We start from the raw sequence: 25,779 nt of genomic DNA, 5'->3' as shown, positions 1-25,779 counted from the left end.
CCAATTAGTATAATTCTGTTTATCATGTATAGTTTTGAAATCTTAAATTAATATTTTTATTTGAATAATGAATGATTCTCCATACGATAAATTTAGAAATATTTTTTTAAACTCCTGACTTACTATTATTCAGTCAGGAATAAGCACTATAAATTAGTTGCCAATAATTCTTGTAATAATAAACCAATCAATCTACACATGGAAGTGTCTCTGAATTTGTAGATAGCTTCCAAATTTTGCTATTTCAATAATGTTAAGGTAAAGCTGTTCTGCCCAAGATTAGATCTCACCACATTGGATGTACATCCTCCACTTGAACGGACACGCATATAATAGGTTCCTGCCTGCAGATAAGCGATATTTGATGTAAATGCAACATCAAAGCCAATATAACCTCCGGCAAGATGGATATCTTGATTTGGAAATGCATTATTAACTGCCGAAGTCGGGCTTTGGCTTAAATTAAAAGCTATAAAAGAACCACAGTCTAAAGGAGATTTATCTGTAAGTAAACGTGTCGTAACAATATAATATCCAGGGATCGTAACAATAGCGTTTGTTCCCACATATTCCAAAACACCGGACGAAGGGAGACTGGTAGCAGGTCCCGCATTTGAATTGATTACAATAGTAGCTCCTGTTCCTGGGTTCTCACGCCATGTGCCTGTTCCATTGGCATCTGAAACCATGATTCTTCCTTCTGCCTGTGTACCATCAACAATTCGGGCTGCTCCGGGAGTAGTACCATTGTTTATATCTAATCTAGTAACGGGATTCGCCGTTCCTGAACCAATTCTGTTATTTACGGCATCAACATTTAAAGTAGTGCCATCCACTTGAAACTGACTTGTTCCTGTAGTAGCCGTTGAAGTAAAATTCAAAGTCTTATCCGTCATTGCCACCTCACGATCGGTTTGGAGGGTACCATCAGCATTATAGAGATTTATATTCCGGTTGATTATTTTTTGCCAGACATTTCCATCGAAATAATAATACCCTTCGGAGGTTATATTTATGGTTTTTGGACTTGTAAGAGTGGGAGCTGAAGTAGCATAGATCAATATACCTGTTTGTGCTGCATTATACTGGCTGTCTGCCATTCTTATCTGATCTCCGGTGAGACTTGGAGCATTGAGACCTTCTGCCCTGCTTCCATCTGTTGTTTTCGAAACTACATCCAATGTAGCGTTGGGAGAAGCCGTATTAAAACCTATTTGTGAAAAAAAGATTTGAGAGCTGAATATACTTACTAATAATATGATTTTTTGCATAATCTTAATTTAAATTAGGTGTAGAAAAATTCTTTAAGCAGTTCCATAAAAAATAGTTGCATAGTTTTCAATGGATTATTTCAGTAAAGTAAGTGTAAACCCATTTTGTGATAAGGTACCTCTTGTATTATTTGTTGTACATCCTGCGGCAGTACGTACACGCATATAATAAGTTCCCGGTTGAAGATAAGCGATATTCGAAGTATAAATGAAATCATTGGTAGGTGCTCCGGCTACATGCACATCCTGAACAGGAAAGGCATTGTTAACAGCCGCAGTAGGACTTTGGCTTAAATTAAAAGCAAGAAAACCGCCACATCCTAAAGGAGTCTTATCGGTTATAAGCCGGCTTGAAATCATGTAGTACCCCGGAGTAACAACAGTAGCGTTTGCACCCGTGTATATTAAAGTACCTGCAGGCAAAAGACTTGTTACCGATCCCGAATTTGATTCTATAACCGTTGCTGTACCGCTACTTGCACGCCATGTTCCCACTCCATTGGCATCCGATACCAGAATTTTCCCCTCTCCTTGTGTTCCGTCTACAATTCTGATAGCTCCGGCAGTTGTCCCATTATCGATATGTAATTTTGTTGTAGGAGCACTTACACCCAATCCGATCCTGTTATTCACGGCATCAACATTTAAAGTATTTCCATCGACCTGAAAATGACTTGTGCCAGTAGTTGCAGTAGAAGTAAATGCGAGTGATTTATCCCCCATGGTTACAGTACGGTTGGCATCGATAGTCCCATTGGAATTGTATATATTTATGTTTTGGCTTACTACTTTCTGCCAAATAGTTCCATCGAAATAGTAATATCCTGCAGAAATAATATTAATGGTTTTTGCACTGGCAGAAGTAACAGGTGCGATAGCATATATCAACATTCCTCTTTGAGAATTTGTATATTGATTATCGGCTGATTTTATCTGATCTCCTGTAAGTCTAGGAATCAGGATTCCTTCCGGTCTGCTTCCATCGGTCGTTTTAGCCACTATGTCGAGTGTTGCATTAGGCGATTCCGTATTGATCCCTACTTGCGAGAATAAAAATTTTGTACCCAAAGTACAAATAAGTAATATCGTTTTTTTCATAATACAGAATTTATAATTTTCAATGAAATAAATTATTTGGATGATGTAGAAGTCTTCAGTATTAGCTTTAATTATGGTGTATAATCAGAACATAATTTTTTTAATAGTTAAGTTTTTTTCTAAGACTCAACAAAATGTGTTTTTAGAATCTCTTATTCAGGTATTACTTAATTCACCCGTTCCACAGTTAAGGTAGTTTCAACCAATTGATTTGCGTTAACTCCCGGCGGTGGATTCCCTACAGAAACAGGTAAAACGACATCTCCTGCCTCAAGATTCCAAATATTGATCATAACAAGCGAAGAGCCATTAGTTACGCTATCATCATTACTCCTTACAATATTAGCACCTCTGTAAGCACGTATACCCACTGCATTTCCTGTATATCCCAGATTTGTATATAATGTCAATCTGTAAATTCCTGTTGCAGGGATTGTATATGATACGCCTTGTGAGGGTTGTGTGTATGGCGTTGTAGGGCCAAGATTAGTGACCGTTCCTGTCGTTAAAAATCGATCGTTTGGTCCTAGTGTTAGATTAGCATAAGGAGGAGTTGTCCCTTTGAAATCAGTAGTCCCGTTATATAAGCTGCTTGAGAAAAAATAAAGCGCTGTAGCCGGTGTAGCTGACCAGGTTGCTAAACCATTAGCATCTGAGGTAAGTACTTTCCCAGACCCCTGTGTACCATCTACAATTTTTATAGCTCCGGCAGTATTTCCATTGTTGATATCAAGCTTTGTAGTGGGGGCAGTATTTCCAATTCCCATATTTCCGTTGTCCAGAACGGTGACCATTTCAGTATTAGAAGAATTGTTAACTTCCAAAGCTTTGCTGGAACTGGTATTTCCAGTAGAAACAATATCTAATCCTGCAGAAGGATTGGCATTGTTAATTCCAACTTGTCCATACATTATTGATCCTATAAATAAGGCTAAAATTTTTAGTGTGTAATTTTTCATATGTTTACGTATTTTTTTTAAGCTGCTGTATGATTTTGAGCCGGACTCTTGTATTAAGGATAAAATTTCATTATTGAGTGATTGGAAATGCTGTAATGATATTTTCTGCCCAAAACGAACCTCCTAACCTCAATAATTTTTTATTAACATCTGTTACTGATGAAGTAGAATTACCTGTTAATAAATAATAAGATTTCGCTGTTGTTTCGGTATTATCAATTAAAACGGAACCTTGAGCAAGACCGTATTTATTGGTTCCAGCTATTGTAGGGTCTAAAATATTACCACTCACATATTTTGCGGCTCCGATAAAATCAGCAGTGGGCGCAGTGGCAGTATCACTATCTCCAAAAGTAAAACGTACCCACATATAATCACTTGTTGCGAGCTGTACAGTGGAACCGTCATATCTTAATAATTCCACGACATCTACTCTCCACTTTCCGGGCGGTAGTGTAATATATTGATGTGTAGATTGCCATGCAGTTACAGGTGAAGTTTTAAAAGTGTAATCTCCAATCCCGTCATTATTGGGTTGAGTCCCCATAATGGTGGTGAGTGTGGCTCTTTTCCAGGTACCGATACCTGTTGCGTCTGATGTCAGAACGTATTGGTCAAATTGATTTCCGTCTGCCAGTTTAAAGCCCGTTACTGGTGAACCTGCAACTCCTCCCGTCTGAATTTCTAATTTTTGCGTGGGGTTAATTGTACCAATTCCTACACTTCCGGAAGAAGTTATGGCGACGTCATTTGCCTGTTGTGTTGCAGAGGGAGCTCCTGTATCAGCATTATCTTTAGCGCCGTCTACGTGAAATTGAGCTTGAGGATTTCCAGTATTAATTCCAACTTGCGCTGAAATTTTAACACATCCGGTTGCTAAAATTATTAAGCTTACAATTACTTTTCTCATAATATCATTCTGTAATTATTTTATATTCGGCTAAAAATGGTAATTCATATTACAGTTGTAGTCCATCGATTGAAGGCTATTATTGAAAAAGTAAAAATTATTGTCTGAAGTAAAATTCCCTATAAAGCTTTGTATTAAAAACTGACTAATCAAAACTTCATACACATAACTGTTGCGCAGGTTTTGCACCTATATATCCGTGGGAACAGATAATAAATGCAAATCCTACAGGCAACATGGGGGCAATAAATTTTTTTTCAACAGAGTTGTTTTCAACCTTGTCAAAATTATTAATTAGTTAATTTTTTAAAGAATGTAATTCGTAATAAGATAAAGACATAGATGTATGAATATAAAGACAGCATTTGTCTCTTTTTTAAGACAAATGCTGCAGGAAGATGCTATTCTTATTTTTAACGGATTCCTATTGAAATTAGCTAATCCAAATTTTTATAAATCTTAAAAAGCTCAATAAGATTCTTCACACCTAATTTAGTATAGATCCTTTTCTTGTAAGTACTCATTGTACCCGACTGAATCTTAAGTAAATTAGCAATCTCCAAATTTCCATTTCCTTCGCCAAGAAGCTTAAAAATCTGGAATTCACGTTCGGATAAAATTTCTTTCGGATGCTTTTTACCTGATCTTTCTGAAAATTGTTTTATAATACCGGGAGGATAATACTGTCCGTTTTGAAAAATAGATCTCACGGCTTTCGCTAAAGTTTCATCGCTGCTTAATTTGCTTACATAGCCTTCTGCACCTTCCAGAATATATTCTATAGCGATATGCTCATCTGATGAGGAGAAAATCATAATCAAAAGATCATTCTTAATCATTTTTAATTCGCTAATCATATGTTTGTAGATGCTGCCCTCCATTTCAATATCGAGGATCACCAGATCAAATTTTTCACGAATTAGTTTTTCCTTCAGTTCATGATAATTTATCGCAAAATCAATTGTAATATTATCAATCTGATCCTCCAGTGCAATAGAAGTTCCTAATCTTACCACCGAATGATCATCAGCAATTATTATTTTCTTATTCATAGATTCCATTTATAATTACTTTCACAATTGTTCCTGTGGGTTCATTTTTGCAAAAGCTTATTCTTGCATTAATTTTTTTTGTTAGCTGGATTACCATATGCAGGCCCAGTCCATAATTTTTAAAAATAAAATCGTCTTTCTCCATATTTTCATAAACCTGAGCGTAATATTCGATCTGGCTTGATGACATTCCTTTTCCCGTATAATAATTTCTACTTCTTCATTTTTTTGTTCAGTTTTTATAAGGATCTCACCATGAACGGTATTCTTTACAGCATTATCAAGCAAATTATGAAGAATGGCTGACAATATATTTTTATTGATCCTGGTTGTTAGGTCCGGATTACAAAGATTACGAATGATACTTTGATTGGTTGCCGCAATCGGCTCAAACAGCTTTTTTTTGTTCTCCACAAGAGTAAAAATATACTGCTCCTCGTCCGTAAAAATATTTTCTTCTTTGAATAATCCTGTATATTCTTTCAAATCCAAAGTGAACTTAAACAGTTGTTCTGAAGTGTGATATATTTCATCAAAATATTTCTTTTGTAATTCGGCTTCTTTTGTCTTATTGAGCCTTTGTGAGATTGAAACCAAAAATCTAATTGGTGTCGTAATATCGTGAGTGATACTTTCCATGATTTTTTTCTGATATTCGGATTCGTTTCTCAGTTTGTTGGTTGTAATCTCCAGTTCCTGATCTTTATTGTCTAAATGGTCTTTTAATACTTTAACTGTTTTTTTAAGAATATTAGTACGCATCCGGATAATCAGCACGATAAACATGATTCCCAATAGGATAATTAAGATTCTAAACCCTATCGTCTGATAAAAGAACGGTTCAATCTCTATAAATATTTTTCTGTAAGCAAATTGTCCTTTTTCAGACGTTAGAAACCTGACGTGAAGAATATAATTTCCGGGAGGATTATCATTTAATATAATTTTTTTGGAAGTTTCCATGTCTTCCCAATTGCTGTTTCCACTATTTTCAAGCTTTGCCTCCGCATAAATATTTTTAATATCATGATAATAAGGGAAATCCAGAAATATTTCAGCCATTTTATAATTACTTTTCAATCGAAGGGTGTCGGTGAAATTGAGCATCTTTTTCCCAACTTTGGCTCTTTCGATAAATAACTGATCTTTTTTGGGGTAATGGGTTTTAATTTCATTAGGTTTAAAAAACACAAATCCTTCCATTGAGGGAAATATAAAATCTCCGTTTTTCAGAATATTTCCACTCGGATTGGCACTGCCATTAAATTCATTATTGAGAAAACCATCTTCCTTGGTGTATCGATAATAAGTGACTCTGTTTTTTTTATTTTTAACGTAGTCCAAGAGTAATTTTTTAGAGACTTTAAATAATCCGTTGTTGGACGAGATCCAGAAAAAACCGTTGTTATCTTCTAAAATGTGATGGACGTTGGCAATATATCCCTGTTTGTCGTCGGGCATTCTGATAATTTTATTTTTATGAATCAGATGAAAACCTTTATTATGAGTAGTAAACCAGTAATTGCCGTCTTTTGTCCGCTGAATTTCCTTTATGGGTAAATCTTTTGCCAGGTAGTTTATGATCTTATTTTCTGAAAGGGAGATCATAAAAATTCCGTTTGTTGTTCCAACATAGAGCGTGTCATGGTCTCCTTCCTGAATAGAAGTGATATTATTCTTAAACCTGAAAGTATGTGTGTTTTTTTTGAACTGATCATCGCTGAATATATACAGATAATAATATTCGTATTTATTATCTGCCATGTTCACTGCTAAATTCGATTTGATTTTAAACAGGCCTTCGACATTTCGGTTAATAAACATTATGGAATCATATTTCTTGTATTGAGAAGAACTGTATCTTCTGTGGATCTTGTTAAATTCTACACACAAAAGATTACGGGAATTGTCATAGACTAAATAACGTTTATCATAGTTGAAAGTAGCAGAATATATTTTATTTACTTTTTCTTTATAATACTCAAATCCCTGTTTTGAAATAATTGAATTAGAAGTGAAAGGTAAAGCTTCATAGACCACCTCCCCGGAAAATGGAATATTTTTCTGTGGAATATAAAATTGAGAAAGGTTAATAATATTAAGTCCTTTCACCACATTGCCGAAATAAAGTTTATTAGACTCTTCATCATAAAAAATACAATATAAAAGTTCTTTTTCAATTTTTTCATACCGCATCAGAAACGAAAGCGAAGGAACATCGTGAGATACCTTGCTAAGATAAATATTACTGTTATTGATCACAAAAACCTGTCCGGTTCCCTGATGCCAAAATATTTTAGATTTAGGGTCATTGTATAGAGAAGGTTTGTCATCGTAGGATATAAAGCCACTTTTTATTATAATCGTTTTTCTATTTTTCGGATCCGGAAGATAGATGGTATTATTATGTTCAAAAACATTGCTCAGACCTTTCATTGGAAAGCCTGAAAGTATTTTTTTCGCTGGCTTATTTTCTTGTTTGTATGTAATATAATGATTGTCAAAATAATATGTACCAGAATTTGTATTTATATAATAAGTATTAGTTTCCGGAAACCAGTTACTGATAAAACTACTTTTATAATATCTTTTGTATTGTTTATTGTCGGCCATGAAATAAGTTTTAGAAACTTTTTCATCGAAGACTTTTGCAGTTCTATTTGATACTAAAACACAATTTTCGTCATTACTATTAAAACAAATAATGTCCTTATTTTTTGTTTCTAAAAAATTTCCAAAATTTAAGTTACCTGCTTTAAAGGAATTGTAAAGCAAAAAGCTTTTTCCGTCATAGCGTAAAATTCCACCGTCTGTTGATAACCAGATAAATCCATATCTGTCCTTGATAATATCTTTGACACTATTTTGCGGCAGCCCCTCGTCCATTCCATACCAATATGAGGTGTAATGCTGAGAATAAAAAGATAATGAGAAGAATATAAATACAAAGCAACAATACTTCATTATTTATTTAATTTTTTTTAACAAATATAATACAGAAAAGTAATGATTTCTTCCTCCGTTATAACATTTATTTTATTCTAGAAATGTACTATTTGATTACTTTCATTTTTAAAACATTCTGAAATACCAGAATACACTTTTAAGTAAATGCCTGGGTAATAAAGTATCTCTCTCTCTTATTTTATCATTTAAATCATACAGCCACTGGTAAAAAAGTGATAGTAAATCTGAAATTTATGTTAGATCGACCGAGTGCATCTAATCTATCTTTGCTAAACAATTTGAAATCCAATAATTAAAATATTTCAAAATGGAAAAGCAGACTAAAGTATTAATTACCGGTGCCACAGGCAAGAGCGGCGGTGCTGCCATAGACGAACTTTTGAAAATGGGTTATCCGGTTCACAGCATTGATGAACGTTCACAAGAACTTGTGCGGAAAGGCGCAGAAGTAGTAGTTGGCGACTTGTTAAACCTCAATGATATCTCCGCTGCTATGAAGCATCGATATTATAAGTTGCAATAACACCATCTCTGCAATATACCTCCAACCCGTCTTCACAATGCTCACAATGTTCACAGGAATTGACCAAAGTTCCTACGTCTGCCAAATCACCAACTTTGAAGTTCTCAACGTGGTCGCCAACTTTTACCACCCGTCCGACAATTTCGTGTCCGAATATCATCGGAAATACTCCTCAAACCATTCATTGTTGATCTGTGCAAGATCTGAATGACAAACACCATTATGTTGTCGATGGTAATAAATGACAGGATCGGAATGTTTATGATTTATTTCTGAATCGGCAAGTTTAGTGATCTAGGCAAACGATTTATCCAGTAAAGCTAATGCAAGATAAGACAGATAATAACACCGGAATTTACAATAGTAATGTTTGATACAATATTAAAATTTTAAACAAAAAATCCCGCATTAACGGGATTTTAATTTCTTGTATTTAAATTTATTTGATCTCTACAGGAACTGAGATTTTATCCCAATCCATTGTGAATCCATTATTGTTTATTTTATAAACTAAAGTTTCCTGTGTTGCAGGTAAAGCTTTTGTTTTTACATCAACACGTAAAGCATCTTTTGCTTCTTCGTATTTATAAGCGCCCCATTGTTTTGGCTCTTTGTTAAAAATTGCAGTCCAGGTTCCGCTTTGTTTAGGGATTAAGAAAAAACTGTATTTACCTGCAGGAAGTTTTTTGCCCTGAACGGTAATGTCCTTATCGGTTTCGAAAGTAGTTGCTTCATTGGCACCCGCACGCCAAACTTTATCATAAGCTTCCAGACCACCCCAGATTGTACGCCCTTTTACAGACGGGCTGCTGTAGGCAATGGTAATGGTTGCATCTTTAATTTTTCCTGTTGCAATAGCTGGAGGGCTTGCTGGTTTTTTAGCTTCCTGCGCAAAGGCATTTACTGAAATTGTCATTGCAGCTACAAGTACGGTAGCAGTTTTGATCATTGCTTTCATAATAATATTTTTATTTGATTGTTTATTTGCTTACGAATTTACTGCTTTCGGCTTATAAAACAGTAATCCGATTGCGGAAAATATAATAACTGCCGCTGCCCCGATTACGTTAAGCCAAAGGAAGGAGACGATATCGAACTGATAAACGGCAATAACCGTAATTTCTGATAAAACTGCAGAAATAAATACAATCGCGCCGTTGACTTTTTTATAATAAAATGCAACCAGAAAAATCCCCAATATCGGGCCGTAGAAAAGAGAACCCAATACGTTAACCGCTTCAATAAGGGAACCCATTTGAGTTGCAAACATGGCTACACCGATTGAGAAGATACCCCAGGCTAAAGTGTGTAGACGACTGTACCTCAGTTCGGTTGCATCATCAGGAATTTCTTTTTTAAATATCAAATGAACATCTTTTAATGAGCAGGCGGCAAGGGAATTCAGCGCTGCGGAAATTGAACCCCAGCTGGCCAGAAAAATGACGGCAAACAATAAACCGATCATCCCTACAGGCAAGGTATTTTTTACAAAATACAGGAAAATATAATTGGTGTCCGTTTTCTCCGCATTGTAATTTGAATGATTGATTGCTTCCTCCACCCTGCCGTGAAGTGCTTTTACCTGGGTTTGTGTATTTTTAAAATCCTGAATTGTTTTTTTAAGTTGAGGAGAATGAGTTTCTTTCAATTGTAGAATTTCTTTCGATTCTGCGTTAAATTTTATTTGCAGATTTTGATGCTCTTTTTCAAAAATTGCAGCCTGTTCAGGTTGTGTTTCCTTTAGATGTTGATAAGAGCGTTCGTTAAAATAAATCGGAGCCGGCTTAAGAGAAAAGAAGGCGAAAAGCAAAGCACCAATCAGGAGAATAGCAAACTGCATCGGAATTTTAACCAATCCGTTCAACAGTAAGCCCATTTTTGCATTGGTATTGTCTTTCGCTGTAATATACCTCCCGACCTGACTCTGGTCCGTACCGAAGTAAGAAAGGGCCAGAAAAAAACCACCAATCAACCCACTCCAAATATTGTATTTATCTTTCCAATCGAATTCTGTGGTGATGACATTGAGCTTTCCGGATTTTCCCGCCAGATAAAGCGCATCTTTAAAATCAACTCCATTCGGCATATTTTGAATAAGCAAATACCCTGCAAAAGCCATTGTTCCCAGAATAATGAGAAACTGTAATTTTTGGGTGTGAGCGATCGCTTTTGCCCCGCCAACATAAGTATAAATCAACAGAATACCCCCTGTTAAAACATTGGTTACATAAATATTCCAGTTTAAAACGCTTGATAAGATGATACTCGGAGCGTAAATGCTGATTCCCGTTGATAAACCTCTGGAAAAAAGAAAAAGCAGTGAAGTGAGCACTCTTGTTTTTTTATCAAAACGGTTTTCCAGATATTCATAAGCCGTGTACACATTTAAGCGCTGGAAAATCGGGATGAAAGTGATACAGATCACAATCATCGCCAAAGGCAGACCAAAGTAATACTGAACGAAACGCATACCATCTGTATAAGCTTGGCCCGGTGCTGAAAGAAAGGTAATCGCACTTGCCTGTGTAGCCATAATCCCTATCAACACAATGTACCAAGGCATTTTATTATCTGCTTTCAGGTAGGATTCGTTGCTTTTTTGGCCACGACCGATAAATACCCCGTAAACAACCACTACAACAAGGGTAAAAATGAGAACTGTCCAATCTATATTGCTCATGCCCAGAATTTAGTAAACAAATAATAAAATGCGATCTGCAATACTAATGCAAGTGCTAATAGTATGTACCAGGTATTCCAATTTTTAAATTGTTTGTTCATCAGTTTTTCTGTGCAGATAAAAAGTTTAAAAATAAACGTGCCGCACCAACATTTCCCACTGGCAACTGTCTGAAAAATGCCAACGGGGTGTAAATAAAATTCCCCTTCCCATATTTGGCGTATAAAGTTGATCCCTGTAGTGGTTCTTCACCTGTATCATGCATTTCAAAAAGCGGTTCATACGCTGCATCCCATTGAGCAGGGAAATAGGCGCCACGCTCCTGTACCCAGCCTTTAAAATCATCTGCAGTAATTTTGTTCGGAAAATTCAGTAATTTATGATTGGGATTTAAAAATTTAATCTCAGCATTTTCTTCGGTAACACGCTTATTGGCAATACTAAAACTATACATTCCCAATTGGTCAACCGTTGTATCCTGATTGGTGTTGTACTGCATCACCAAATTCCCTCCGGCTTTTACATAAGACCATAAAAATGGCATCCAACGTCCTAATTTTTTCTCTGTATTATTAGCACGAACACCCAATACAATGGCATCATACTTTGAAAGTTTATTTTGACTTCCGCCTGATTCTTCTAAATTGCCATAAAAATCTTCGTCTTTCAACACATCTACTTGAATACCTGCAATTCGTAGGAAATCAGGAATGAAATCTCCTGCACCTTGTACATAACCCACCTTTTTAACTTTAGACTGAATATCACCTTTCATTACAGCTACAGTAGCAGGTGTAAAATATTGTAAGGAAGGTAAATGCGGATACTGAATTAATATTTGTTTTTTATTATAAGTTATTCCATCTGCAACCAAATTGGCATCCAATTGTAACTGATTTGATTTTATTGAGGCCAATTTAGCTTTTGGAATGACATACTCCACTGTAAAATCTTTCCCGTTGATTGATTTTAAATCACCGCCGCCCAATCGTTCTCCCTTATACATCAGATTAACTTTACCATTACTGAACTGTTTGTTGGAATTAACCTTAACATTTAAACTCAAATGTAAATCTTCATTTTCTTTAACCAAATAAAGCGGTTGTGTAAATTTCAGTTCAAGCGCAGGAACAATACGCAATCCTTCGACCACATCGCCACGTACAGGATCTAATTTCTTGAAAGATAAAGGAAGTTTAACCTTAAACTTTTCCGAACCGATTTTTAAACCAAGCAAAACATTCAGTGGTGATTCTGCTTCAGGCAAACCGACTAAAGTATCATTTGGAACAGAGAAAGTTGCTGCATTCGTGGCCGGTTTTGCCAACCAGTAAGGTTCTGTGAGTGCTGCATCTGCAGGAATCTGAATTTTACGTTCAATCGTTATTAAAGAATCTTTTGATAGTTTTCTGTTGAAGCTTTCTGATTGAGTTAACCATTGTACATCTTCTAAAACGACAGGATTTGCAGCTCTTGAAATCAGATTTAACCTGAAATTGTAATGATCCCCGGCAACAGCTTCGGCTTGATTGGTAACTACCTCACCCATAAACCCTGCACAGCTTAAAATGATATTGTCAAGAGATTTAAGTTTATCTTTTTTTAGGTCTGCATCCTGAATAGCCATAACCTTTTTTCGCAAAGAAAGCAAAGCAGGCAAACTATGGTCTGGATTATTGAAATCGAAAGCGGAAATAATTTTATCTAATGATTGGTCAATATCAGCGTTTCCTTTCCCGGTCCAGGTTTTAACGACTCCGTCAAAAAGTGTTGCTTTTGCAGGCTCGCCAATAACGTGGGCAAAATATTCAGTTCTGATGCCGGCTACAGACTGTGTTCCCGCACCCTGGCTTTTATGTAAACTTCTGCTTAATCCAGCCAATTCACCATAGCCCATTCCGAGTTGTGCATCATATTGCCCAACGGTAACTTTCAGCTGATTTTCAGATGTTGTATTGACCCCACCAAATCGGAAAGTATTCCACAATACACGTTTTGGCTGCCATACATTAACATATTTTAGTTGATCTGGGAAAGCTGTTTTATCGCCTGCCAGCTTAAAAGCCTTTTCCGCAACCACGGCCGAGGCGGCATGTTGTCCGTGTCCTGCCGCAGCAGTAGGAGGAAAACGACAAATGATCACATCCGGACGGAATTTACGGATTACCCAAACTACATCAGCTATAATACTATCTTCATCCCATTGTTTAAAGGTATCGGTCGTATTTTTAGAGAACCCGAAATCAATTGCCCGGGTAAAAAACTGTTGGGCGCCGTCTAACTTTCTTGCCTCTAAAAGCTCATGCGTTCTGATTAAACCCAATGCAGCACCTTGCTCTGTACCTAATAAATTCTGACCACCATCGCCTCTGGTTAAAGACAAATAGCCCGTTTCTACATTTTGGTCGTTGATTAACCAGGAGAGTAATCCTGTATTTTCATCATCGGGATGAGCCGCAAGGTATAAAACTTTAGGCAGCTGTTTAAGGGTTTTGAGTTCACGGTAAATTTCAGATGATTTTGAGGACCGAACCTGCTGGGCCGAACAAAAAACCGTATAAAAGCTAAGAATAAATACAATGATTACTTTTTTGAACATTTGAATTTGCTTTGCGGGGCAAATATAAGTAAATCGTTTTTCTTTTGAGGTTTCCGACTTTCTATGCAGATTACCATTCAGGCAAGCATAGGGAAAACGGTTATCAATTTCTTGAAATCAATAACAAAACAGATTCATGCAAGCTTGAAATATTTTTGCGGAGGGTTCGGATCCCAGATACCCAAAAAGATTTTTTTCCGCAGTGACAACGGAATATATTTGCTATGGAAAATCAGGTAGCCTCATTATGGAATCAGGATAGTAAAATATGATTTCCTTATTATATATTCATCAATAAGAAAGAATATTGTGACAGATACTGTTGAAATACTTCAGTCCGAAGAATTTAGGACTGTTGGAAAAATAATACAATGCATCATTCTTTTATTCTTTTTCAGCACACTCAATCAATTTATTTTTTTAATTAATTAATGTTTTACGATAATTATTTATATATTTGCATTAACAAATTAATTATTCTATGAATCAAAGTAAAAACATTTCAAAGATCCTGTATTATTTGTGCATTTTATTATCTGCCGGGTATCTCCTCACATTTTTCTATTCGGTGTTTTGCCTGCTGACAGATTTTGCAGTTGTTCCATATAAGGACCATTTATATTTACACATAAATTATCCATTTACAGAGCAGCCATTTCTGAACATCGAAAACAATTATCCGTATATCATCCTCTCATTTTTATTGGTTTTACTGACTTATGGTATTTTTTTCTGGCTGTCGGCCAAAGTCTTTAAAGTTTTTTTCCAGTCAAAATTATTTACCGAAGAAAATATCTTGCAGCTCAAAAGATTTTACAGTTATAACATTTACTTTCCTTTACCCATAGTCACTATCGCAAGTTTCTTCGTGGAAGTAGAAAGCATTATATGGGGACTGGTCTTTATCCACTTCATGTTAGGAATTTTCTGTTTTTTCCTTGCCAATATTTTTACACAGGGATTATATTTACAAAACGAACAAGATCTATTTATATAAAAATGCCAATTATCATCAACTTAGACGTTATGCTTGCCAAACGAAAAATGCAGAGTAAAGAATTGGCAGAGAAACTGGGAATCAGCACTGTCAATCTCTCTGTTCTTAAAACAGGAAAAGCAAAAGGTGTGCGTTTTGATACGCTGGAAGCAATCTGTAAAGCTTTGGAATGTCAACCCGGAGATATTCTGGAGTATAAAAAAGAGGAATAATTAATATTTCAAAAAACTTTAGTGACTTTTTGGTTATTTAAAGTTTCAGCATAACATTTTTACACACAATTTGAAAAGCAATGGAAACGTTGCCAGGATTTCTATTACCTAAAATCATACTTATGAATACCTTGCATATCAATAATTTAAACCTCACCTACAAAAATGGTTTTCAGGCCATTAAAGACATTTCTTTGAAAATAGAAAACGGTATGTTCGGTTTATTGGGACCTAACGGCGCCGGAAAATCATCTTTAATGAAAACCATTGTAGGTCTGCAGAAGCCGACGTCCGGAACTATCACTTTCAATGGAGTCAATATTTCTGAAAACCCTGATCATATAAAACAAAACCTTGGATTTCTACCACAGGATTTTGGCGTTTATCCCAAAGTATCTGCTTATGATCTTTTGCAGCATATCGCCGTATTAAAAGGTATTGAAAATGGTCCGGAACGGAAAAACCAGATTTTAAACTTACTGGAAAAAGTCAATCTTTCGGACTTTAAAAATAAGGAAGTCCATACCTTTTCCGGAGGAATGAGACAGCGTTTTGGCGTTGCTCAGGCTTTGCTGGGAAATCCTAAGATCATTATTGTTGACGAACCGACTGCCGGTTTAGATCCTGAAGAACGAAACCGTTTCAATTCATTGCTCAATGATATCAGTAATGATGTGATCGTCATTCTTTCAACTCATTTGGTAGAAGATGTCCGCAATCTTTGTTCAGAGGTTGCCATTATCAATCAGGGAAACCTTCTCAGACAGGGAAATCCAAACGAGCTGATAGCAGAACTGGAAAACAAGATCTGGTCAAAACCAATTGATAAAAGTCAGTTGGAAAATTATCAGTCCAATTACAGGATCATCAGTCAGCAATTGATCGAAAGAGAATTACACATTACTGCATTTTCGGAACAACAGCTTCCTGATTTTACGTCAGTAAACCCTTCACTGGAACACGTTTATTTTCAAACGCTCACCCAAAAACCATAGTTATGAATGCTTTATTTTTATTTGAGGTCAAACGTTTTGTAAAACGTTGGCCTGCATATCTTATTGTCTTAATTTTAGTATTGACCGGCATTTTTTGTGGCAATCAGTTCAATCTTACGGTTGGCGAAAGAATTTATTTGAATTCACCTTACACCATTGGTTTTATGACTGGATTGTTGAGTTTAATTATCATTTTTTTTGCGATCATCTATGCTGGCCAGATTCTGTTTAAAGATCAGGATTCAAAATTTGACATTCTCATTTTTTCCTATCCATTATCAAAACGAACTTATATACAGGGAAAATTTCTCACATTTTTTCTACAGACTTTTCTTAGTTTTATATTTCTGATGGTCGGATTTGTGATTGGGCAAAATTTGCGTACAGGAAGTGAAATCCAACCTTATTTTAATCTTTGGCATTACCACTATCCTCTTTTGATCTTCGGAGGAATCAATTGTCTAGTAGTCTGCAGCTTTTTATTTTTCATTTCTTTTACTACGAAGAAAAAGCTTCTGGTTGTCGTTGGCGGATTGTTTCTTTACGTTTTGTATATGATCATTCTGGTATTTTCCAATTCTCCGTTTATGACGGGAAGCTTACCTCAATCATTGGAGACACAACAATTATCAGCTTTGATCGATCCTTTCGGGATCTCATCTTATTTTTTTGAAGCAAAAAAATTATCGGCTCAGCAAAAGAATGAATTGATCGTTCCATTTTCGGGATATTTATTGATCAACAGAATAATTTTTCTGATTATTTCAACGCTGTTTTTATTATTGACTTATCGATTATTTTCTTTCTCGGCATTTTCTCAAAACAAAAGTAAAAACAAAGGTAAAAACCAGATAACAAGTGTTTCTTTTACTAATAATTTGAAACAATTTACAACCACAAAAGCAGTATTTGGAATTTCTGCCGGGATAAAATCTGTTTTATCATTTGTAAAAATCGATCTCATTTACCTTTTTAAAAGCATCGCCATTGTAGCAGTTTCTATACTGCTGTTATTTTTTATCGGAATGGAAATGTATGCCGAAATCGAAAAAGGAATCCGTCTTCCCCAGAAATACACAAGCTCAGGATTGATGTCGACCACTATTTCGGAAAATTTTCATTTGTTTGGAATGCTGATCGTCATTTATTTTATTAACGATTTGTACTGGAGAAGCCATTCATCGGGATTTTTACTGATTGAAAAAAGCACCTATTTTTCTAAAAATAAACTGAGCGGACATTTTATTTCAATCAATATTTTATTATTCTTTCTTACAGCAATTCTAATTTTGGAAGGAATAGCATTTCAGATTGTTTATAACTATTTTTATATTGATTGGAATGCATATGGGGGAACAGTGCTTTTCAATACTTTTCCGCTGATCCTTTTCTCTGCTTTTATTTTGTTGATCAATGACAATATCAAAAACAGATTTGTTGCTCTGGGCGTCTCTGTTCTTATGGGTTTTAGTTTCGCCGGACCAATATCAAAAAAAATTGTTTCTTATCCATTATTAAGGATTTTCTCAGATTACAAAGGCGTTTACAGCGACTTCAACGGATACGGGACTTATGCTTCGGTTTTTACAGAAAGACTTTTATTCGGATTAGGTCTGATCGTTTTTTTATGGCTGATCAATGAATGGATCAAATCAAAAAAATGGAATGTCAGACAACTCATTTTCCCATTCATTGTACTATCTCTTGGAGCTTTTACAGGAAGTATTTTTATGAAAGGTTATTTTCCACAAAATGAAGATGAAAAATTAGTACAGTCAGCGAATTACGAAAAGAAATTCAAACACTATGAAAATATACCGCAGCCAACTATTACAGATGTAATAACTGAAATCCAGCTTTATCCATCCGAAAGTTCTTATAAGATCCACGGAAAATACAAATTGGTCAATCAAACCGACAAACCAATCAAGAAGGTTTTAATTAATTTTCATCCGAATCTTAATATAGAATCTGCAGTTTTCCGTACAAATTCTGAATCAAAGAATATCGATCAGGAAGTCACCGAATTTTTTTTACATAAACCTTTAAACCCCGGAGAAACAGCCAATCTTGATTTTAAAATTTCCTATCATTGGTCTGCCGTTAATGGCCACGATTCATTTAATTCAATCATAGAAAACGGATCTTTTATGAGAATCAGCCGATATTATCCCACTATCGGGTACCAAGCAAATAACGAAATTGAAGATGAAGGAAAACGGGTAGAATTTAAACTGGGAAAACAAACGGAATTGAAGAAATTAGAAGCTCAAGAAGTATTCAAAAAGGATTTCATTAATCTGAATATGACTATTTCCACAGAAAAAGACCAGATTGCTGTAGGAACCGGAGATTTAATTCAACATTATCTTAAAGATAACAGAAAATATTTCCGATATAAAGCTGAAAATATTCCGTTTCGTTTTGCCGTTTCTTCCGCAAAATATAAAATTAAAACAACCATTTATAAAGGAATTGGCATCAACATTTTTTATAATGAAAAACATCCGGAGAATGTAAATCATTTGATCGAAAATGCAAAAATCACTTTGGATTACTGTACCCAGAATTTTGGTAAGTATCCTTTCAAAACCATCAATTTTGCAGAAGTTTCTTCCTTCACAAAAGGTTTTGCAGCCACCGCTTATCCTTCCTCTATTTTTATGACAGAAGATATGCTGTTCCATGCAAATATCAATTCGGATCAAAATCAGGATGTCATCAATGAGCTTGCTGGCCATGAACTTTCGCATCTTTGGTGGGGAAACAGTCAGATCGATCCGGATGACAGAGAAGGTGCCACTATGTTAACTGAAACTCTAGCTATGTACACCGAAATGATGCTCTACAAAAAGATGCACGGAAAAGAGAAAATGATGGAAAGAATAAATATTCACCAGCAAATCTATGAAAATGAAAAAGGATTATCAGAAACTCAGCCACTTTACAGAGTTACAGGTGAAAATACTCATATTTCGTATTCAAAAGGTGCCATAGTGATGGTTAAATTAAGTGAATTGATGGGAGAAGACAAAGTAAATACAGCTCTTCACAATTTTCTTTTGCACAATCGATATCCTAAAAAGCCCACCACTTTGGATTTGCTGAAAGAGTTTTATAAAGTTAGTCCTGATAAAAAGGTCAATAATAAGGTGGACATTTTATTCAAAGCAAAATAACTTTTAAATGTAATTAGGTAATCAACCTTATTTGATTTACGGTACCTATAATTTAATTACTGATCAATGTGAAAAAAAGGTAACAATATATTTTAATGTACCACTTTAATTTCAATAGACAATTTATGAGAAGAAGATATGATTATCTATTTTTGTTTAACTGGATATTATCATTTAAAACAGAGTTTTTTTGTTTAAGTTTTTTACATTGAAGTATAACCTAAATGCCATTTAATACCATCAAAATATTATCTATATCTGCCAATAAATGATTTGAATAGAGCCCTGTCGAGATCACACACAGCCAAATGGCGCCAACTAAAGACAGTTGGTGCCATTTTTTAATGTAGTATTTGTAAATTTCTACTTCTTGAAATAACCAAACTCTGCATTACCTTATTATTCTCTTAAGAATGCTCGAATCGTAATTCTAATTTTGGGTTCTTTTAATTTTTTCATATTTCAAAGAGTTTAAAAAATTGTATCCTAAAAAAGGCAGCAGCTCCATGATAGGGTTGCCAATAACGTTTCGCCTGTTTGGAGAAGTTGCGGAAATAGGAGCAGAGCTATCTCTACTTATCGTAATCAAAAAGCAATCATCCTCCGATTTTACATTTTTAAACGTAACGATCTAATGTGGTTGGAAGAAAATCATCTTACCCCGTACATGATCAAATTCTTTTTTACCGTAGGGTAATGTTACCCGAGATAAATTTCTGAAAAGAAATGATGTAAGAACCAGCCGTAAAAACAATATCATATCCCTACTGAAATTTATGATATCGTTGCAATGTTTCATTGCAAGCAATTAATTATTTATATTATAAATTCCGGACTTTAAAATGATACTTCATGGATACAAAAGTAATACGTAGGAGCACAATTCTGCGTAGGCTCTCATTCTATCAATTCTAAAACCTATGCACATTTAATGTTTAGAACAGAAGATTTGTACCACAGGTTGGAAAGAGAAATGGCTGATAAATTTTTGCTATTGTTATACTGCGTATCAAACTTTCAGATTTTTATGAATGTTATAAGACTTGACAGAATATGAAATAATAATCACATTAAATCTCATAACTGTGTATTAAATTTATGAAGTAGAGACAATTGCCCTATAATAAGTATAATTGCGTATAAATGCGTAGCATTGCGTAACCTATTTCACTGTTACTTAAAATACTTTTGCATAAGAAAACGATTCTAAAAACGCAAGAAACTTATTGATCTCATATCTTATAAGTTTTAGAAAAATTTAACCATTTTAAAAACAACTAAAAACAGCAATGAAAAAAAGTTTATTAATGGTCAGTATGCTGATATCATCATTAGCATTCTCACAAGTAGGGATACACACTTCAAATCCCCAAGGCTCTTTCAACGTAGATGGAGCTAAAGATAACCCGACAACGGGAATTCCTAATGCAGCCCAACAATCAAACGATCTTACAGTATTAAATACGGGGAATGTAGGAATCGGAACCAATGCTCCGGTCGGCAAACTCCATCTGTATAATCCTGCTACTGGATCAGAAATGGGTAATGATTATGTCATTGATGACGAAAGTCCAGTTTCACAAATCCAGGGTCTGGTCATGCGCCGTTCTGCTGCAGGGAACAACCTTGCTCAAAATGATTTTATCGGAGCGATGCTATTTAATCCTAAAATTGGCGGAACTTTCGGATACGCAGGCGCTGGAATGGCCGGAATTTATCGTGGTAACGGAACAACCGCTCTTACTGCACTGGCTTTACGGGTAAACAGTAACCAGGAAGCTGTACGTATTGACGAAAATGCCAATGTAGGAATAGGAACTTCTACCCCAAGTGAACGTCTGGATGTAGCTGGAAATGCAAGAGTGAGGACGATTACCCCTGTCACAGGACCTACGTTCGTAACTCCTGTTTATTCGGATGCCAACGGAGTTTTAGTGAAAGCATCGCCTTCTGCAACTTTTGGAGGGGTAATTTCAAATAGCGTGAATGTGGCTAGTGGCGGTACAGGAACATTGATTACCAATATGACAGACGGTGCTATATACAAGGCATTGGTATCAATAGGTGATGCTTGCGGCAATGTTGCCATCGCAGAATATTTGATAATTAACATCGCCGCAAACACCAATTTTGCCATTAAAGGATCTGACGGGCTTTTGAGTAGGGTGCCAACCAAGGCTCCTACTTTTACAGAGACGAATCAAACCACTACCGCAGTTACCTGGACAAACAAACCGGGCTGTGCCGGAGGTGATGATCCTACGTCATTTAATTATACCTTAACGATGCCTGCAGCAGGAACAATTAATGTAACCAATAATGGTAATATTACTAAAGGCTATAATATAACTCTTACAAGACTTAATTAAAATCACTTAATTTCAAAATTATAAAAAGCATCTTCCGGGATGCTTTTTATAATTTTGAAAGCAATATATATAAATCATTCTGGCTTTTGAGATTCATTTTTTTCATGATTCTGTAACGTCTGCTTTCTACGGATCTGAGTGTAGAGTTCGTGAGTACTGCAATTTGTTTAGTTTCAAAGTTCATTCTCATTAAGACACAAAAATTAAGGTCCGGAACATTCAGTTCAGGGTATTTTTCTTTTAGAGATTGATAAAAAGTAGGATAATTTTTCTGGAATTCAAAGTAGAAAGCTTTAATATCCGTTTTAGCTAATTCGACAAGCATTTTAGAAAGCTCCCGTTCTTTACTGGCAAGTTTTTCTTCAATGGAAACTGATGTACTATTATGATTTGAAACAACATCGTTTTTTTTTCTTTTGTAAAATAAATATATACCAATTGATAATAGCCCTGTGAAAATAGCCCATACAATAGCATTTGGAAATTCTTGATCTTTTTTGGAAGATAATTTTACATTAATTTTATTGATAAAGTCACTGTTTTTAATCTTTTCTCTTACAATGTTAATACTGTCTGCCAGATGCTTTCCTTTCCAGGAATAGATTGTAGCATTTTCGAAATCTTTTAATTGACCATAGGAAGCGGAAATCATAGGGTACACTTCGTAAAGTATATACACTTTATTACTTTGTTTAGCTTTAGAAATTGCCTCTGAGAGATACTTTATAGCAGGCTGAAAATTTTCCGATACATTTTCGATGGCACCTTTAATGATAAGATTTTGAAGGATAAGGTCTTCATTAGGATAATTTTTAAGAAACCTGTCAATTTCAGCACTGTATTTTCGTGCTTCATCAGTTTTTTCAGCAAGAGCAGTTGACCATGCTAAAGATTCCAATGCATAAATCAGTGTATATTTTTTATACTTATTACTATTCTTAATTTTAATCGCTTCTGCATAGGCTTGTTTTTTATACGATAAAACAGGAGCCATATCTTTCGCTAAACCTTCATTATTAACCAATACTTCCGCTTTTGCTAAAAGAATATATACCCTATTAATCTCCTTTTGATCAGTCTTGCTGACGAGTTTATTATAATCATCGATTTGTAAACTTATCTGTTTTGCCCTGGTAATTTCTCTTAACTGCAACAGCAGCCGCTGATAAATTAATAAAAGATGACATAGTGTATTATAATTGTTTGTTGACATTGCTATATTAATACCTTCATTAATTTTTTTTAATGCCATTTCAAAATTGCCCTCATTGCAGTATATATTAGCTTCCTCAACAATAGATCTTTCTTTTCCCTCTATAAAACCGGCTTCTTCAGATAGATAGTAAAGATCTGTTGTGTTTTTAAATATCATTTGTTTATCAAGATTCCCAGTAATACAGCCTTTGTCAATAATTTTAATAATACTGTCGATCTTAGCATTATTCCTTTGGGAAAAAACTTTGCTTGCAAGAGAAAATAGTAATATAAATAAAGCTTTTCTATATATTATATTAAAATTATACATATTAGGATATTAGTTAAACAAAAATACATATTAACATTAATTATAATATTATTAAGAAAAAATAATTCTCACAGTATTGAAAAAAAATATTCATAAATTTTAGGGATATAATATGTCCAGATTTTAGGGAGACTTACAATATGTGTAATAAAAACTTTTAAAAAGTTCTTTTTTCAAAAGTTTTGATCGATTTTAATAGATCAATAATAGAAGATATTTAACTTCTTACATGAAACTCACTGTCTTCAATACCGGAGAGCTAAAATCTTTTTTCATTAAAATTAATAGAATCATCACCATTATAGAAATTTATAGCATATAAGCCCACCATTGCAAGTAATTATATAATTTCTGTTATATTTTTTGTACTGCTTTGTACTAATGTTGCCTTTTGCGAGCAATACGCAAAAAGTAAATTATAGATCTGAAACGTTCAGCGTGTAAATTTAACTCATCTCTTTAAGTCTGAGTTAAAATTTAATTCTTACAGTGATACTGGTGAAATGCGAAAATTTGCAACCTCTGCCAATAAAGTCAGCCTGGAGACCCCAAAAAGCTAACTGTAGCCTTTCTGAAATTAGCTTCTTCAGACAAACCTCCAGTTCACTTACCACTTGGTACAGATACAATGGAACGTTTCAGAGTGAAAACTAAAGATTTTGAACAGGATATTACGGATTGGTACGATACAATTATAAGTACACATCATGGCGATACGCAAGAATAAGAATCTTATGACCACTAATTAAATCCTGTTACAGATGTAATGTTTTTTAATTATAAATATTTTAGAAAATAAATTTATCCAATTCAGATTATGAGTTGCTTCACCGTAATTCTTTAATTATTAGAATACAGATCTTTATATTTAACTAACATTATTGCTCCAATAAATCATCTAACGCTAAATGTTTATGCCATATTATAGATGGTTTTCGAAATACATGATAGTCATTTTCACATCATTCTTTGATATTCATAATTAAGCCTTTGCTATTTGTATAATCTTCCGTCCGGTTTCGTTGCAACTTTGCTACAGAGAAAATCAATAATCAATATTGATTCACAACTTAAAAATATTTATCATGGAAATCACACAACAACAAGCTTTTAAATCGTTGAATCAGTCGATGGAAAAAGCAAACGAAATTGGCGTAAATGCCAACATTACAATTCTGGACAGGGCAGGCCATATCAAAGCATTTATCAGAATGGACGAGGCTTTTCTTGGATCAATCGATATCTCAATGGGGAAAGCAAAAACTGCGATGCTCTTTCGTATGAATTCTGAAGCCGTGGGAGAATTTCTCAATCCTGAAAATAAAACCTATGGAATGGTAAATACCAACGGAGGTCTTGTAGGATTTAAAGGCGGAGTTCCTGTTACTTCAGAAAGTGGAACAGTTGCTTATATCGGTGTATCCGGCGGAAGTCCGGAGCAAGACTTTGAAATCGCAATCGCAGGAAGCAGAATTTAATCTCAATCAGTTAAAAATAACTTTTAATAATTATAAATAAACAAATAAATTTTAGAAATCATGAGTACAACAAAAACAATTTTAATTACCGGAGCAGGTTCCGGATTCGGAGAAGGAACAGCATTCGGTTTAGCTAAATTAGGTCACAAGATTATCGCAGGAGTTCAAATTTTACCGGAAGTTACAGCGATGAGAAAAAAAGTTGAAGAAGCCGGACTACAGGACTTTATTGAGGTTAGAAAACTAGACATCCTTGACAAATATGATGTTAAGAATGCATTAAAATTAGATATCGATGTATTCTTCAGCAACGCAGGAATCGGTGAAAGCGGTCCTGTATTTGAAATTCCGTTAGATCTGGTTCGAGGAAACTATGAAACCAATGTTTTCGCTCCACTTGAACTGGCACAGGGATTCAGCCAAAAATGGATCAGAGAAGGGAAAAAAGGTAAAATTGTATTCACTTCTTCAATGGGCGGATTGTTTACACCGTCAGGATACGGAATTTATGTTTCAACCAAACATGCTTTGGAAGCTGTAGCAGAAGCTTTGGCTGACGAACTGAGCCCTTACGGAATCAAAATTCAGACAATCAACCCCGGAGCTTACCTAACAGGATATAACGAAACGATGGCAGAAAACGCCTTCCGTTGGCTGGATGACGAGGTGAATTTCACAAAACGTGCTGACATGAAAGCCAATTTTGATTCGCTTTTGGGTACTCCGGAAGGCAGACTTGATCCACAGGAAATGATTGATGCAATGATCAGAATTGTACCATCTGATACAGGTAAATTCAGAAATGTGGTTCCGCAATTCGTTGAAGATATGCTGAAAGACCATCAGTTGAAAGCTTGGGAAAACACAATCTAATTCCTTATTTTTTAAACATATTGAGTTAAGGAAATTTTTAAACTTTCCTTACACCAAACATAAAATCCTTTGTTTACAACAGAGGATTTTTC

18 protein-coding genes are annotated in these 25,779 nt (G+C 34.9%); 7 read left to right on the top strand and 11 right to left on the bottom strand.

What is annotated here, in order from left to right; translation table 11 throughout:
* Positions 1–239: 239 nt before the first annotated feature.
* The 6 genes from ABD745_RS05805 to ABD745_RS05780 form a co-directional block, all read right to left on the bottom strand.
* The gene (locus tag ABD745_RS05805) at positions 240–1,271 is read right to left on the bottom strand and encodes a hypothetical protein (RefSeq protein ID WP_344826629.1); all 1,032 of its coding nucleotides are present in this window, start codon (positions 1,269–1,271) and stop codon (positions 240–242) included.
* A gap of 75 nt (positions 1,272–1,346) precedes the next feature.
* Complete coding sequence (locus ABD745_RS05800; RefSeq protein WP_344826626.1) at positions 1,347–2,369, bottom strand: hypothetical protein; 1,023 nt, start codon at positions 2,367–2,369, stop codon at positions 1,347–1,349.
* Positions 2,370–2,536: 167 nt separating this feature from the next.
* On the bottom strand, positions 2,537–3,328 hold the full coding sequence (locus ABD745_RS05795) for a hypothetical protein (protein ID WP_344826623.1): 792 nt from the start codon (positions 3,326–3,328) through the stop codon (positions 2,537–2,539).
* 70 nt (positions 3,329–3,398) lie between these two features.
* Complete coding sequence (locus ABD745_RS05790; RefSeq protein ID WP_344826620.1) at positions 3,399–4,238, bottom strand: hypothetical protein; 840 nt, start codon at positions 4,236–4,238, stop codon at positions 3,399–3,401.
* 437 nt (positions 4,239–4,675) lie between these two features.
* On the bottom strand, positions 4,676–5,290 hold the full coding sequence (locus ABD745_RS05785) for a response regulator (RefSeq protein WP_344826617.1): 615 nt from the start codon (positions 5,288–5,290) through the stop codon (positions 4,676–4,678).
* Between the two features lie 90 nt (positions 5,291–5,380).
* Positions 5,381–8,254 carry a ligand-binding sensor domain-containing protein gene (locus ABD745_RS05780; RefSeq protein WP_344826614.1) on the bottom strand — a complete coding sequence of 958 codons (2,874 nt, stop codon included), beginning with the start codon at positions 8,252–8,254 and terminating at the stop codon, positions 5,381–5,383.
* A gap of 310 nt (positions 8,255–8,564) precedes the next feature.
* On the opposite strand from ABD745_RS05780, the gene ABD745_RS05775 reads away from it, so the two are divergent.
* A complete protein-coding gene (locus ABD745_RS05775; protein WP_344826611.1) occupies positions 8,565–8,780 on the top strand; it encodes an NAD(P)H-binding protein in 216 nt (71 codons plus the stop codon).
* On the opposite strand, the gene ABD745_RS05770 is transcribed toward ABD745_RS05775, so the two are convergent.
* The 4 genes from ABD745_RS05770 to ABD745_RS05755 all read right to left on the bottom strand — a co-directional run bounded on the left by ABD745_RS05770 (position 8,749) and on the right by ABD745_RS05755 (position 14,059).
* On the bottom strand, positions 8,749–8,940 hold the full coding sequence (locus tag ABD745_RS05770; protein ID WP_344826608.1) for an alcohol dehydrogenase catalytic domain-containing protein: 192 nt from the start codon (positions 8,938–8,940) through the stop codon (positions 8,749–8,751). The two genes, ABD745_RS05775 and ABD745_RS05770, sit on opposite strands and share 32 nt — an antisense overlap.
* Positions 8,941–9,219: 279 nt before the next feature.
* On the bottom strand, positions 9,220–9,738 hold the full coding sequence (locus ABD745_RS05765; RefSeq protein ID WP_344826605.1) for a DUF2911 domain-containing protein: 519 nt from the start codon (positions 9,736–9,738) through the stop codon (positions 9,220–9,222).
* A 30-nt stretch (positions 9,739–9,768) separates the two neighbouring features.
* A complete protein-coding gene (locus ABD745_RS05760) occupies positions 9,769–11,460 on the bottom strand; it encodes a sodium:solute symporter family protein (protein ID WP_344826602.1) in 1,692 nt (563 codons plus the stop codon).
* A 100-nt stretch (positions 11,461–11,560) separates the two neighbouring features.
* Positions 11,561–14,059, bottom strand: coding sequence for a PIG-L family deacetylase (locus tag ABD745_RS05755; protein WP_344826599.1), 2,499 nt, complete (start codon positions 14,057–14,059; stop codon positions 11,561–11,563).
* A 999-nt stretch (positions 14,060–15,058) separates the two neighbouring features.
* On the opposite strand from ABD745_RS05755, the gene ABD745_RS05745 reads away from it, so the two are divergent.
* The 4 genes from ABD745_RS05745 to ABD745_RS05730 all read left to right on the top strand — a co-directional run bounded on the left by ABD745_RS05745 (position 15,059) and on the right by ABD745_RS05730 (position 21,811).
* Complete coding sequence (locus ABD745_RS05745) at positions 15,059–15,268, top strand: helix-turn-helix domain-containing protein (RefSeq protein WP_344826593.1); 210 nt, start codon at positions 15,059–15,061, stop codon at positions 15,266–15,268.
* 122 nt (positions 15,269–15,390) lie between these two features.
* The gene (locus ABD745_RS05740) at positions 15,391–16,263 is read left to right on the top strand and encodes an ABC transporter ATP-binding protein (RefSeq protein WP_344826590.1); all 873 of its coding nucleotides are present in this window, start codon (positions 15,391–15,393) and stop codon (positions 16,261–16,263) included.
* A gap of 2 nt (positions 16,264–16,265) precedes the next feature.
* Positions 16,266–19,442: an ABC transporter permease/M1 family aminopeptidase gene (locus tag ABD745_RS05735; RefSeq protein WP_344826587.1), complete on the top strand. Its 3,177-nt coding sequence runs from the start codon at positions 16,266–16,268 to the stop codon at positions 19,440–19,442.
* Between the two features lie 1,289 nt (positions 19,443–20,731).
* Positions 20,732–21,811: a hypothetical protein gene (locus tag ABD745_RS05730; protein ID WP_344826584.1), complete on the top strand. Its 1,080-nt coding sequence runs from the start codon at positions 20,732–20,734 to the stop codon at positions 21,809–21,811.
* 46 nt (positions 21,812–21,857) lie between these two features.
* Here ABD745_RS05730 and ABD745_RS05725 read toward each other — a convergent pair whose 3' ends face one another.
* Complete coding sequence (locus ABD745_RS05725; RefSeq protein WP_344826581.1) at positions 21,858–23,336, bottom strand: helix-turn-helix transcriptional regulator; 1,479 nt, start codon at positions 23,334–23,336, stop codon at positions 21,858–21,860.
* 1,085 nt (positions 23,337–24,421) lie between these two features.
* Here ABD745_RS05725 and ABD745_RS05720 point away from each other — a divergent pair.
* Together ABD745_RS05720 and ABD745_RS05715 are read left to right on the top strand one after the other, a co-directional pair.
* Positions 24,422–24,814, top strand: coding sequence for a GlcG/HbpS family heme-binding protein (locus ABD745_RS05720; RefSeq protein WP_344826578.1), 393 nt, complete (start codon positions 24,422–24,424; stop codon positions 24,812–24,814).
* A 60-nt stretch (positions 24,815–24,874) separates the two neighbouring features.
* Entirely contained in the window at positions 24,875–25,687 is an 813-nt protein-coding gene (locus ABD745_RS05715) for an SDR family oxidoreductase (protein ID WP_344826575.1), read from the top strand.
* Positions 25,688–25,779 lie beyond the last annotated feature (92 nt).

The sequence above is a fragment of the Chryseobacterium ginsenosidimutans genome (genome assembly GCF_039536845.1).
GTDB classification, from domain to species: Bacteria; Bacteroidota; Bacteroidia; order Flavobacteriales; family Weeksellaceae; genus Chryseobacterium; species Chryseobacterium ginsenosidimutans_B.
The sequence above is the reverse complement of the archived record's forward strand: the minus strand, read 5'-3'. Positions and strand labels throughout refer to the sequence as shown.

What these genes read in the sequence shown, in the direction of transcription:
- ABD745_RS05760 (WP_344826602.1), bottom strand. Translation starts at nt 11,460, where the DNA reads ATGAGCAATATAGATTGGACAGTTCTCATTTTTACCCTTGTTGTAGTG.
- ABD745_RS05740 (WP_344826590.1), top strand. Translation starts at nt 15,391, where the DNA reads ATGAATACCTTGCATATCAATAATTTAAACCTCACCTACAAAAATGGT.
- ABD745_RS05765 (WP_344826605.1), bottom strand. Translation starts at nt 9,738, where the DNA reads ATGAAAGCAATGATCAAAACTGCTACCGTACTTGTAGCTGCAATGACA.
- ABD745_RS05770 (WP_344826608.1), bottom strand. Translation starts at nt 8,940, where the DNA reads ATGATATTCGGACACGAAATTGTCGGACGGGTGGTAAAAGTTGGCGAC.
- ABD745_RS05755 (WP_344826599.1), bottom strand. Translation starts at nt 14,059, where the DNA reads ATGTTCAAAAAAGTAATCATTGTATTTATTCTTAGCTTTTATACGGTT.
- ABD745_RS05805 (WP_344826629.1), bottom strand. Translation starts at nt 1,271, where the DNA reads ATGCAAAAAATCATATTATTAGTAAGTATATTCAGCTCTCAAATCTTT.
- ABD745_RS05725 (WP_344826581.1), bottom strand. Translation starts at nt 23,336, where the DNA reads ATGTATAATTTTAATATAATATATAGAAAAGCTTTATTTATATTACTA.
- ABD745_RS05730 (WP_344826584.1), top strand. Translation starts at nt 20,732, where the DNA reads ATGAAAAAAAGTTTATTAATGGTCAGTATGCTGATATCATCATTAGCA.
- ABD745_RS05800 (WP_344826626.1), bottom strand. Translation starts at nt 2,369, where the DNA reads ATGAAAAAAACGATATTACTTATTTGTACTTTGGGTACAAAATTTTTA.
- ABD745_RS05775 (WP_344826611.1), top strand. Translation starts at nt 8,565, where the DNA reads ATGGAAAAGCAGACTAAAGTATTAATTACCGGTGCCACAGGCAAGAGC.
- ABD745_RS05735 (WP_344826587.1), top strand. Translation starts at nt 16,266, where the DNA reads ATGAATGCTTTATTTTTATTTGAGGTCAAACGTTTTGTAAAACGTTGG.
- ABD745_RS05795 (WP_344826623.1), bottom strand. Translation starts at nt 3,328, where the DNA reads ATGAAAAATTACACACTAAAAATTTTAGCCTTATTTATAGGATCAATA.
- ABD745_RS05780 (WP_344826614.1), bottom strand. Translation starts at nt 8,254, where the DNA reads ATGAAGTATTGTTGCTTTGTATTTATATTCTTCTCATTATCTTTTTAT.
- ABD745_RS05715 (WP_344826575.1), top strand. Translation starts at nt 24,875, where the DNA reads ATGAGTACAACAAAAACAATTTTAATTACCGGAGCAGGTTCCGGATTC.
- ABD745_RS05720 (WP_344826578.1), top strand. Translation starts at nt 24,422, where the DNA reads ATGGAAATCACACAACAACAAGCTTTTAAATCGTTGAATCAGTCGATG.
- ABD745_RS05790 (WP_344826620.1), bottom strand. Translation starts at nt 4,238, where the DNA reads ATGAGAAAAGTAATTGTAAGCTTAATAATTTTAGCAACCGGATGTGTT.
- ABD745_RS05745 (WP_344826593.1), top strand. Translation starts at nt 15,059, where the DNA reads ATGCCAATTATCATCAACTTAGACGTTATGCTTGCCAAACGAAAAATG.
- ABD745_RS05785 (WP_344826617.1), bottom strand. Translation starts at nt 5,290, where the DNA reads ATGAATAAGAAAATAATAATTGCTGATGATCATTCGGTGGTAAGATTA.